Origin of the sequence: Burkholderia sp. B10, from assembly GCF_004368385.1 — a bacterium.
GTDB lineage: Bacteria > Pseudomonadota > Gammaproteobacteria > Burkholderiales > Burkholderiaceae > Burkholderia > Burkholderia vietnamiensis.
The window spans coordinates 1-11,166 of sequence record NZ_PQMX01000117.1; the positions used below are offsets into that span (position 1 = coordinate 1).

12 protein-coding genes are annotated in these 11,166 nt (G+C 66.7%); 3 read left to right on the forward strand and 9 right to left on the reverse strand.

Features of this window, described 5'->3' with window-relative positions; translation table 11 throughout:
• A partial coding sequence (locus tag C3Y15_RS29990; protein ID WP_134206923.1) for a GIY-YIG nuclease family protein occupies positions 1 to 665 on the reverse strand: 665 nt, incomplete at its 3' end.
• Positions 666 to 745: 80 nt separating this feature from the next.
• On the reverse strand, positions 746 to 1,924 hold the full coding sequence (locus C3Y15_RS29995) for a GNAT family N-acetyltransferase (RefSeq protein ID WP_069246288.1): 1,179 nt from the start codon (positions 1,922 to 1,924) through the stop codon (positions 746 to 748).
• A gap of 108 nt (positions 1,925 to 2,032) precedes the next feature.
• Here C3Y15_RS29995 and C3Y15_RS30000 point away from each other — a divergent pair, with 108 nt between their 5' ends.
• Both C3Y15_RS30000 and C3Y15_RS30005 read left to right on the forward strand, forming a co-directional pair.
• The gene (locus tag C3Y15_RS30000) at positions 2,033 to 3,745 is read left to right on the forward strand and encodes an NAD+ synthase (protein ID WP_034192593.1); all 1,713 of its coding nucleotides are present in this window, start codon (positions 2,033 to 2,035) and stop codon (positions 3,743 to 3,745) included.
• Between the two features lie 92 nt (positions 3,746 to 3,837).
• Positions 3,838 to 4,176, forward strand: coding sequence for a P-II family nitrogen regulator (locus C3Y15_RS30005; RefSeq protein WP_006398637.1), 339 nt, complete (start codon positions 3,838 to 3,840; stop codon positions 4,174 to 4,176).
• Between the two features lie 160 nt (positions 4,177 to 4,336).
• Here the strand turns inward: C3Y15_RS30005 and C3Y15_RS30010 are convergent, their stop codons facing one another.
• Positions 4,337 to 5,422, reverse strand: coding sequence for a porin (locus C3Y15_RS30010; RefSeq protein WP_011885689.1), 1,086 nt, complete (start codon positions 5,420 to 5,422; stop codon positions 4,337 to 4,339).
• Positions 5,423 to 6,006: 584 nt separating this feature from the next.
• Positions 6,007 to 6,933, reverse strand: a complete 927-nt coding sequence (locus C3Y15_RS30015; RefSeq protein WP_069246390.1) for a LysR family transcriptional regulator — start codon at positions 6,931 to 6,933, stop codon at positions 6,007 to 6,009.
• A 136-nt stretch (positions 6,934 to 7,069) separates the two neighbouring features.
• Between C3Y15_RS30015 and C3Y15_RS30020 the strand changes: the two genes are divergently transcribed.
• Positions 7,070 to 7,567, forward strand: a complete 498-nt coding sequence (locus C3Y15_RS30020; RefSeq protein ID WP_059460536.1) for a GNAT family N-acetyltransferase — start codon at positions 7,070 to 7,072, stop codon at positions 7,565 to 7,567.
• A gap of 57 nt (positions 7,568 to 7,624) precedes the next feature.
• Here the strand turns inward: C3Y15_RS30020 and C3Y15_RS30025 are convergent, their stop codons facing one another.
• The 5 genes from C3Y15_RS30025 to C3Y15_RS32050 form a co-directional block, all read right to left on the reverse strand.
• Positions 7,625 to 8,404, reverse strand: a complete 780-nt coding sequence (locus C3Y15_RS30025) for an ABC transporter ATP-binding protein (RefSeq protein WP_034192591.1) — start codon at positions 8,402 to 8,404, stop codon at positions 7,625 to 7,627.
• Positions 8,405 to 8,422: 18 nt separating this feature from the next.
• Positions 8,423 to 9,136, reverse strand: a complete 714-nt coding sequence (locus C3Y15_RS30030) for an ABC transporter permease (protein ID WP_059894262.1) — start codon at positions 9,134 to 9,136, stop codon at positions 8,423 to 8,425.
• Positions 9,133 to 9,822, reverse strand: a complete 690-nt coding sequence (gene hisQ, locus C3Y15_RS30035; RefSeq protein ID WP_014723444.1) for a histidine ABC transporter permease HisQ — start codon at positions 9,820 to 9,822, stop codon at positions 9,133 to 9,135. Before hisQ ends, C3Y15_RS30030 begins: the two co-directional genes overlap by 4 nt.
• 239 nt (positions 9,823 to 10,061) lie before the next feature.
• Entirely contained in the window at positions 10,062 to 10,838 is a 777-nt protein-coding gene (locus tag C3Y15_RS30040; RefSeq protein ID WP_059890393.1) for an ABC transporter substrate-binding protein, read from the reverse strand.
• Between the two features lie 145 nt (positions 10,839 to 10,983).
• On the reverse strand, positions 10,984 to 11,166 hold a 183-nt coding region (locus C3Y15_RS32050; protein WP_208328110.1), incomplete at its 5' end, for a hypothetical protein.

The following is an 11,166-nucleotide window of genomic DNA, read 5'->3' on the forward strand; positions in this document are numbered from 1 at the left end:
GTGACGGGTGGGGTTGCGGCGTCCTTCGCAGCGGGTTTGGCGTCGGGCTTCGCACCCGACCTTGCGCCGGACTTCTCGTCGGATTTCGCTCGGAGCTTTGCGTCGGAGTTGGCCTGCGGCTTGGCAGCGGGCCTCGCACCTGGCCTCCTGCCGGACTTCACACCGGGCTTGGCGTCGGACTTGGCCTGCGGCTTAGCGGCGGGCTTCGAACCGGGCCTCGCATCGGACTTCTTGTCGGACTTGGCGTCGGGCTTCGCATCTGACTTGGCACCGCGCCTCACCCCAGACTTCGCTCGCGACTTCCGCGCGTCGCCGGCCGACACCTCGCTCTCTTTCGCGTTCTTCGCGCCGCCCGACGCGACGCTTGCCTCGGCGCCTCCGTCGATCGATATCCCGTCCGGCAATACCGAAGCGAGCGTCCGCACCCCAGCCGCCAGCTCCCGTTTCTGCGCGGCCGTGAGGCGTTTCACCCAATACTCGGCGCGCGATGCGCTCGACCGGTCGGGCAACGGGAACGACGCAAGCACCGCGCGCGGCTTGCGCGAGCGCGTGTAGCGGGCGCCCTTGCCGGACGCGTGCTCGTCGAAGCGGGCGGCGACGTCGGTCGTGATGCCCGTGTAGACGCTGTCGTCGGCGCACTCGATCAGATACAGAAACCAGGACATGGGAACGCGGCAGGCTGCGAAGCCGTCAGTGTCTCAGAAATGAAGGCGGGCGCCGCGAAACACGCGTGGCGCGAGCGTCGTCACGTGCCGCGGCGGAACGGATCGTGTTCGCGCAATTCGTCGACGTAGGCGTGGATATGCTCGGTCTCGCGCTCCAGAAAGCGCGCGACCGCATCGGAGAACGCCGGATGCGCGAGCCAGTGCGCGGAATGCGTGACGGTCGGCAGAAAGCCGCGCGCGAGCTTGTGCTCGCCTTGCGCGCCGCCCTCGAAGGTATCGAGCCCGGCCTCGATGCAGAACTCGAGCAACTGGTAGTACGCCGTCTCGAAATGGAGGCACGGCACGTGTTCGAGCGCGCCCCAGTAGCGGCCGTACAGCGTGCCGCCGCGGCCGTCGGCGCCGCGCCGGTACACGGCGAGCGAGCTCGCGATCGGCCGCCCGTCTGCTTCGGCGATGACCAGCAGCAGATTCTCGGGCATCGTCGCGCCGATCGTGCGGAAAAACTCGAGGTTCAGGTACGGGCTCGAATAGTGCTCGCGATAGGTCTGCCGGTAGCAACGCGTGAAGAAGCGCCAGTCGGCCTCGGTGATCTGCTCGCCGGCGAGCCGCCGGAACGTGATGCCGGCGTCGCGCACCTTGCGCCGTTCCGCGCGGATGTTCTTGCGCTTCTTCTGCTCGAGCGTGCCGAGGAAGTCGTCGAAGTCGCGATAGCCGTCGTTGAGCCAGTGGAACTGCACGCCCTCGCGCAGCATCATGCCCATCGATTCGAGCAGGCGGGCCTCGTCGCCGGTCGGAAACAGCACGTGCAGCGACGACACGTCGCTCTGCTCCGCGAACGCGAGCAGCGTGGCCGCGAGGCGGCGGCGCGCGTCTTCGTCGGCGGCGAGCAGGCGCGTGCCCTGCACCGGCGTGAACGGCACCGCGCACAGCAGCTTCGGGTAGTAGGGCAGGTCGTTGCGCTGGTACGCGTCGGCCCATGCCCAGTCGAACACGTATTCGCCGTACGAATGCTGCTTCGCGTAGACGGGCGCGGCGGCCGTGAGGCGGCCCGTGTGCGCGTCGGTGAGTGTGACGAAGTGCGGCGACCAGCCGGTATCGTCCACTGCGCAGCGCGCGACGTGCAGCGCGTCGAGGAACTCGTGGCGCAGGAACGGCGTCGGCTGCGCGTCGCGTTCGAGCAGCGCGTTCCATTCGTCGGCCGGCACCTCCGCGGGAGACGACAGGATGCCCGTGCGATAATCGATGCGTTCGTGTTTCAAGCGTGAATCCGTACTGTTGGATGCCGCCGGAAGCGTGCCGCGGTGGCTCGCGTCCGGGGCGTTTCGTCAACCGTTCAGCGCGCGCCGCCCGGCTGCGCCGATGCCGTCATGAAGACCCGACTCGCTCTTGCCCAGATCAACGTCACCGTCGGCGATTTCGCCGGCAACGTCGCGCGGATCGTCGCGGCCGCCCGCGCAGCGCACAACGATGGTGCGCATCTGATGATCGCGCCCGAACTCGCGCTGTCGGGCTATCCACCCGAAGACCTGCTGCTGCGGCCCGCGTTCTACACGGCGGCGGCCGCCGCACTCGACGCGCTCGCCGACGCATTGCGCGAGTTCAACGGGCTCGCGGTGCTGGTCGGCCATCCGCTGCGCAGCGCGGCGGGCGAGGCGGCCGGCGGCGAGCCCGCCGTCGATGGTAATGCAAACCGCCCGATCGAGCGCGGCGTGCCGCCGGTCGACACGTACAACGCGGCGTCGCTGATCGTCGGCGGCAAGATCGTCGGCACCTACCGCAAGCAGGATCTGCCGAACGCCGACGTGTTCGACGAGAAGCGCTACTTCGCGACCGACACCGAGCCGCTCGTGTTCGAGCTGAACGGCGTGAAATACGGCGTGATCATCTGCGAGGACGCGTGGCACGCATCGGCCGCGCAGATCGCCAAGGCCGCCGGCGCGCAAGTGTTGCTGATCCCGAACGGCTCGCCGTATCACATGAACAAGGAGGCGCTGCGCATCGACATCCTGCGCGCGCGGATCCGCGAGACCGGCTTGCCGATGGTGTACGTGAACCTGGTCGGCGGCCAGGACGAGCTCGTGTTCGACGGCGGCTCGTTCGTGCTGGACGGCGACGGTGTGCTGGTCGCGAAGATGCCGCTGTTCGACGAAGGCCACGCGATCGTCGAATTCGACGGCGCACGGCCGCTGCCGGGCGCGATCGCCCCCGAGTTGCCGGTCGACGCGCAGGTTTATCGCGCGCTCGTGACCGGCGTGCGCGACTACATCGGCAAGAACGGTTTTCCCGGCGTGCTGATCGGGTTGTCGGGCGGCGTCGATTCGGCGCTGGTGCTGGCCGTCGCATGCGATGCGCTCGGCCCCGAGCGCGTGCGCGCGGTGATGATGCCGTCGCGCTACACGGCCGACATTTCGACGACCGACGCGGCGGAGATGGCGCGGCGCGTGGGCGTGCGCTACGACGAGATTGCGATCGCGCCGATGTTCGACGCGTTCCGCGCGGCGCTCGCGGGCGAGTTCGCCGGCCGCGCGGAGGACGCGACGGAGGAGAACATCCAGGCGCGCATTCGCGGCACGCTGCTGATGGCGCTGTCGAACAAGTTCGGCTCGATCGTGCTGACGACCGGCAACAAGAGCGAGATGGCGGTCGGCTACTGCACGCTGTACGGCGACATGGCCGGCGGCTTCGCGGTGATCAAGGACATCGCGAAGACGCAGGTGTACCAGCTGTGCCGCTACCGCAACGCGACGCCCGATTACGGCACGCGCGACGTGATCCCCGAACGGATCCTGACGCGCGCGCCGTCGGCCGAGCTGCGCGAGAACCAGACCGACCAGGACAGCCTGCCGCCGTACGACGTGCTGGACGCGATCATGCGGATGTACATGGAAGAGGACCGGCCGCTCGGCGAGATCGTCGCGGCCGGCTACGCCGAGGCCGACGTCGCGCGGGTGACGCGGCTCATCAAGATCAACGAATACAAGCGCCGCCAGGCGCCGATCGGCATTCGCGTCACGCACCGGGCATTCGGACGCGACTGGCGCTATCCGATCACGTCGCGCTTCACCGAGCGGGTCGACTGACCGGCGCCCGGCTTAGCCCTGATTAGCGCCTACTAGCGCTTACAATCGGGATCGCGATTCTGCATCCAAACGAGCATTGAGGGACAACCATCATGAAACGCATCACCGCCATCATCAAGCCGTTCAAGCTGGACGAAGTCCGCGAAGCGCTCGCCGAAGTGGGCCTCACCGGCCTGACGGTGACGGAAGTGAAGGGCTTCGGCCGCCAGAAGGGCCACACCGAGCTGTACCGCGGCGCCGAATACGTCGTCGACTTCCTGCCGAAGATGAAGATCGAGGTGGTCGTCGCGGAAGCGCAGGTCGATCAGGTGATCGATGCGGTGATCGGCGCCGCGCGCACGGGCAAGATCGGCGACGGCAAGATCTTCGTGTCCGACGTCGAACGCGTGATCCGCATCCGCACCGGCGAAGAGAACGAAGCGGCGGTCTGAGCGTCGCCGCCGGCCCGCGCGGTCGTACCGCGCAGCGGGGCGCACGATTGCGGGCCGCCCAATAAAAAACGGTGCGGATACCCGGTTGGGTACCGCACCGATACGCGCCTCTCGCAGCAGCGTGGAAAGTGTTGTCGATTCGTTCTTTGACGGCGCCCGATCAGAACAGGTGCTGGATGCCGGCGTAGACGCCGGTCTGGCTGCCGCCCGGATGCGGGTTGCCGGTCGACACGGCGGTGCCTGCACCGTTCGCGTTCAGACCGAAGTTGGCCGTCGAGCTGTTGCGCACCGTCGCGGCCTGCAGGTCGAACAGCGTGCGCTTCGAGATGTTGTACGAACCGCCGATCGTGTAGATGTTCGCGTTGCCGCCGCCGTGGTTCGCGTTCACGTGATACACGGCCGCGATCAGCGCCGCTGCCGGCGTGGCCTGCCACGTCACGCCGCCCCACACCTGTTGCGTACCCGTCACGCCGGCGTTGACTGCCGGGCCGCCGCTGCCGTCGGCGCGCGAGGCCTGGTAGGCCGCCTGAACCTTGAACTGGCCGAGGAACACGTTCACGCCCGCGAAGTATTCACGCGAGTAGTTGAACACGTCCGAGAAGCGGCCGTTGCTGTCGCGCGTTTCGTCGTAGATGCCGCGCAACTGGAACAGCGAGTTCGTGTAGGTGACCTGACCGCCCATTGCACGACCCGGTTGGCCGGCCGTCGTGTTGCCGTTGAAGCTGGTCGAGTTCGAGAACGAGAACTGGCCGTAGAAGTCGAGGCCGTAGAGCGACGGCGACTGGTACGACACGTTGTTGCTGGTCTTGTTCCAGTTGCGGCCGCGCACCAGCGATGCCGTCGACCAGGCCGACTGGCCGAACGGGTCGAAGTCCCACACGCCGTTCGCGATCGCGAGTTCGCGACCCAACAGCAGCGTACCGTAGCGATCGTTCGAGATCCCGACCGTCGCGAAACGATCCCAGATCGAGCCGCTCGTGCCCAGGCCGCCGTTCATCGTGTTGAACGCGCCTTCGAGGTGGAACAGGACCTTGTTGCCGCCGCCGATGTCCTCGCTACCCTTCAAGCCCCACAGGCTCGTGCCCCAGTCGCCGCTTTCCGCGCGCACTTGGTGGCCGTTCTGAAGGCCGTTCAGGTACTCAATGCCGGCATCCAGGCGACCATACAGCGTCACGCTGCTCTGCGCGTGCGCCGTCACCACCCCAGCAGCCATCAGCGCGGCCGCGACCAAAGCTTTCTTCATCATCTCCTCCATACCCTGTCAAAAAGTCAACCCAGACTGCACGAGATGCCCGTTGCAGCGAGCGCCGGGCAAAAGCGAAAAGCGGGATAACCAGGGAGACCTCGTGCAAGGCCGGTTCGGCGCCGCACGCGGGCAAGCAGACGGAAAACCGTTGAGCGGTCCCGCGCTGCCGGGTGGGCTTGCGGGGTCTCCTTGTTGTGTCGTGAAGCTAAACTACATTTCACGAACTTCGTTTTGCTACTTTGGTTACTAATTTAGCAAAAATACAATTTTGTGGCGATGGAAATCGTTGTTTGACTAGCGCATGTCGCCAAATTGCCATGCAACACGGGTCGTCACGGTGGCAAGGACTACCGTCGATCGCCGGAAAACCCTTGTCCTGCAAGGGATACATGGATTCTCCAGACATGGCTCAAGGATTGCCACTATTGACGACGCCGCGGGTGTCGGCGTAAGCGGCGGGAAGGCAGGATTGGTAAGTAATTCGTAATAAGTTGGCGGCGCTTCGACGTCGTGTCGACGCGGCCGCGCACGGCCGTCGGCGTCCGTCGGCGGCGCGCGAGGCGGGGGCTTGGGCGCGTTGCGGGTCAGCCGGGCGCCGGCCGCGCGGCGAGCAGTTGCGCGCGAAGCCAGCGATGCGCGTCGGTGCGCGCGTGCTTCGCGTGCGAGTAGATCTTCACCGTGTAGCGCGGGATGTCGAACGGCGCGGCGTAGATGCGGATCGGCGCCGCGTGCTGCAGCACCTGAGCGGCGCGGTTCGGCACCGTCATCAGCAGCGTCGACCCGGCGATCACGAACGGCGCGGCCAGCACGCTCGGCAACTGCATGGCCACCTGCCGGGCGAGGCCGAGCCGATCGAGCACGTAGTCGACCACGCCGCGCGGCTCGTTCCACGGCGTGACGACCACGTGGCGGGCTGCGAGGTACTGATCGAGCGTCAGCCGGCTGCCCACGTCCGGGTGCGTCGCGCTTGCGATCACCACGTAGTCGTCGGAGAACCAGTCGAAGTCCTCGATGCCCGGCGCGGCGGCGACCGATTCCTCGTGATAGCCGAGCGCGAAGTCGATCCGGCCTGCCGCCAGCTCGTCGATCGCGATCTTGCGGTCGGAGTGAACGATGCGGAAGCGCAGATGCGGCGCGACGCGCTCGATGCGCGCGAGCAGCGCCGGCAGCACGGCGAACGCCGTGTAGTCGCTGGCGGCGAGCACGAACGTGCGGTCACTCTCCGCGGGATCGAAGCGACGCGCGCGGGCGAGCCCCTTCGACATCGTGTCGAGCGCCTCGGCGGCCCAGCCGGCGATATCGTCGGCGCGCACGGTCGGCTGCATCTCGTTGCCGAGCCGCACGAACAGCGCGTCGCCGATCGCGTCGCGCAGCCGCGCGAGCGCGTGGCTCAGCGCCGACGGGCTCATCGCGAGTTCGTGCGCGGCAGCGGCGACCGAGCGGTGGCGGTACAGCGCGTCGAACGCGAGCAGCAGGTTCAGATCGAGACGGCGCAGGTCGGGATGCATCATGTTCAGATCCGGATGAAGAAACTGCACTTCCTGCAGCAGTGCCGCGACCGTAGCATGTCGCTACGCGCAGCGCCACGTGCAACCGCGCGCTCGCTGCAATCCGCCGTCAATCCGGGCCGAAGGAGGGCTCCCCGCCGTGCAAATCGACATCCGTTCCGCGACCGTCGCCGACGTGCCGCAAATCCTGCGTTTCATCACCGAACTGGCCGTCTACGAGAAGGCCGAGCATGAAGTGGTCGCGACGCCCGCGTCGCTCGAGCGCAGCCTGTTCGGCGAAGGCTCGCCCGCGCGTGCGCTGATCTGCGACGTCGACGGCGAGCCGGCCGGCTTCGCCGTGTATTTCTTCTCGTACTCGACGTGGCTCGGCCGGCAGGGGCTGTATCTGGAGGACTTGTACGTGTCGCCGCGCTTTCGCGGCGCGGGCGCCGGCCGGCGGCTGCTCAAGGCGCTCGCGCGGATCGCCGTGGACACCGGCTGCGGGCGGTTCGAATGGAGCGTGCTCGACTGGAACGAGCCGGCGATCCGTTTCTACGAGAGCGTCGGCGCGGCGCCGCAGGACGAATGGGTGCGCTACCGCCTCGCAGGCGACGCGCTGCGCGCGTTCGCCGACGGCGCGCCGGTCGACGTCGCGTAAACGCAAAACGGGCGCCGCGTGGGCGCCCGCTTCGGGTTTACGCCGCGCGTGGCGGCCTTACTTGAGGCTGCCCGACAGGAACGCGCGCAGTCGCTCGCTCTTCGGGTTGGCGAACACGTCGGCCGGCACGCCTTGTTCCTCGACGCGCCCCTGGTGCAGGAACATCACGTGGTTCGACACGTTGCGCGCGAAACCCATCTCGTGCGTGACGACGATCATCGTGCGGCCTTCCTCGGCGAGCTTCTGCATCACCTTCAGCACCTCGCCGACGAGCTCCGGATCGAGCGCCGAAGTCGGCTCGTCGAACAGCATCACGTCCGGATGCATCGCGAGCGCGCGCGCGATCGCGACGCGCTGCTGCTGGCCGCCGGACAGATGCGACGGATACTGCTTTTCGACGCGCGGCGCGAGGCCGACCTTCTCGAGGTATTCGCGCGCGCGGTCCTCGGCTTCCTTCTTCGGGATGCCGAGCACGTTCACGGGCGCTTCCATCACGTTCTCGAGCACGTTCATGTGCGACCACAGGTTGAAGTGCTGGAACACCATCGCCAGCTTGGTGCGCACGCGCTGCAACTGCTTCGCATCGGCCGCGCGCAGCGCGCCGGTCTTGTCGGGCGTGGTGCGCACTTCCTCGCCGTCGACGACGATGCGGCCCGCGTTCGGCTGCTCGAGGAAGTTGATACAGCGCAGCATCGTGCTCTTGCCGGAGCCGGACGAGCCGATCACGCTGATCACGTCGCCGGAGTTCGCCTTCAGCGACACGCCCTTGAGCACCTCGTTGTCGCCGTACCGCTTGTGCAGATCGTCGACGAAAAGCTTCTGAGTCTGGGAATTCATCAATAGTCCTGCGAAAACTTACTTGCCTTGCGGGCGCAGATACGCGAGCCAGCGGCGCTCGGCCTGGCGGAACAGCCACACGAGCGTGAACGAGATCACGAGATAGAGCAGGGCGGCGATGCCGAATGCGTGGAACGACATGTAGGTCGCCGAGTTGACGTCGCGCGCGATCTTCAGGATGTCCGGCACGGTCGCGGTGAACGCGACGGTCGTGGCGTGCAGCATCAGGATCACTTCGTTGCTGTACAGCGGCAGCGCGCGCCGCAGCGCCGACGGCAGGATCACGCGACGGTACATCGTGAAGGTGGGCATCCCGTACGCGCGCGCCGCTTCGATCTCGCCGTACGACGTCGCCTTGATCGCGCCGGCGAAGATCTCCGTGGTGTACGCGCAGGTGTTCAGCGTGAACGCGAGCAGCGTGCAGCGCATCCCGTCGCGGAAGAACGCATCGAGCAGCGGCGTGCCGCGCACGATCTGCAGGCTGTAGAGGCCCGTGTAGCAGAGCAGCAGCTGCACGTACAGCGGCGTGCCGCGGAACACGTAGGTGTAGAGCCACACCGCGCCCGACAGCCACTTGCGCTTCGACACGCGGGCGACCGCGAGCGGCACCGACAGGCAGAAGCCGAGGCCGATCGACACGACCAGCAGCCACAGCGTGATCGCGACGCCGGTGGTGCGGAAGCCGTCGGTATAGAGGTAGTTGCGCCAGTATTCTTGGATGAGTTCGATCATAGGTCAGCCTTGCGGACACCGGTCGAGTAGCGCTTTTCGAGCCACATCAGCACGAAGTTCGACATCGTCGTGATCGCGAGATACACCGCGCCGGCGATCAGCGTGAAGAAGAAGAACCGCAGCGTGCCCTTGCCGGCGTCCTGCGACGCCTTGACGACGTCGGCGAGGCCGATGATCGACACGAGCGCCGTCGATTTCACGAGCACCTGCCAGTTGTTGCCGATGCCCGGCAACGCGAAGCGCATCATCTGCGGGAACATGATCCGCGTGAACACCTGCCAGTTCGTCATCCCGTACGCGCTGCCGGCCTCGAGCTGGCCGCGCGGCACCGACAGGAACGCGCCGCGGAAGGTCTCGGTGAAGTAGGCGCCGTAGATGAAGCCGAGCACCAGCACGCCGGCGAGAAACGGATCGATGTCGATCTGGTCCCAGCCGAGCGCGTCGGTCGCCATGTTCAGCCAGATCTGCAGGCTGTAGAACAGCAGCAGCATCAGCACGAGGTCGGGGACGCCGCGAATCAGCGTCGTGTAGACGGTGCCGATGCCGTTCGTCAGGCGGTTGCTCGACAGCTTCGCGCCCGCGCCGAGCAAGCCCAGCAGGAACGACAGCGCGAGCGACAGCACCGACAGTTTGATGGTTTGCCAGGTGCCCGCGAGGATCAGCGGGCCGTAACCTTGTAGAAACATATGTGGTCCCTGGTGTGGTCCCAGAAGGCGCACGTCGTGCGCCGCGAAAGACGCGCCCGCCAAGCTGCGCGGAACGCCCCGTGCATATCATGACCGTCCGCCCCCGGCAGCGATGCCGGGCCGGCCTGCCGCGACCCATGACGGGCGGCAGGCGGTGGAGGCGGGCGGCGCGTGGTCGACTGCCTGTGTTGCGCGGATGCGGGGCCGCCCCCGCATCCGCTTCCCGTCATTGTCCGGGCTCAGCGAGCCGAATAGACGCTGAACGAAAAATACTTGTGCGACAGCCGGTCGAAGGTGCCGTCCTTGTGCATGTCGGCCAGCGCGTTGTTGATCTTCAGCTTCAGGTCGGTGTCCTGCTTGCGCAGGCCGATCGCGGTGCCGTCGCCGATCGTCTTCGGATCCTTCACTTCCGGCCCGGCGAACGCGAAGCCCTTGCCGCGCGGCGTGCGCAGGAAACCGTAGTCGGCCTGCAGCTCGTCCTGCAGCGTCGCGTCGAGGCGGCCCGAGCCGAGGTCGGTATAGACCTGGTCCTGGTTCTGGTAAGGAATGACCGTCACGCCTTGCGGTTCCCAGTACGCCTTCGCGTAGCTTTCCTGCGTCGAACCCTGTTCGACGCCGACGCGCTTGCCCTTCAGCGATGCGACCGTCGGCTGCAGCGGCGAGCCGGCCTTCGCGATCATTCGCGCGGGCGCGTCGTAGACCTTGTCCGAGAAGTCGATCTGCTCGCGGCGCTTGTCGGTGACGGTCAGCGACGACACGATCACGTCGTACTTCTTCGCCTTCAGCGCCGGAATGATCCCGTCGAGATCCTGCGCGACCCACACGCACTTCGCGTTGATCCGCTTGCAGATTTCCTTCGTGAGGTCGACGTCGAAACCGACGATCTCGCCGCTCGGCGCGGTCGACTCGAACGGCGGGTAGCTGGCATCGACACCGATCCGCACGGTCTTCCACTCTTTCGCGAAGGCGCTTCCCGCCACGAGGGCGAGGGCGGCGCACAGGGCGGCCTTCTTCATTTCCATCCTTTTGTCGCTCACTTCCGGGTGACGCTCGCGGCCGGTCGTGCCGGGCGCCGCGGCGTATTCTAGACGGCCAAAATTCGTGTTTCGGCGCGCTGACATCGGCGCTCGCCGCACGGGCGAACGCCAAAAGGGCGGTATTTTACCCGAACGCGAAAGCCGGAAAACGGCAATCCGGCTCGATCGACGGATTCTTCGAACCGGCTGTTGCGGCAATCGATGTATTGATAACGGGCAGCGCGTCGATTGGGCTCGTCAGTGCAACGATTCGATTGCGGCGCTCGTGGGCTCCACGTAAACCCCGGGGGGCAAGGAGGGCGACGGC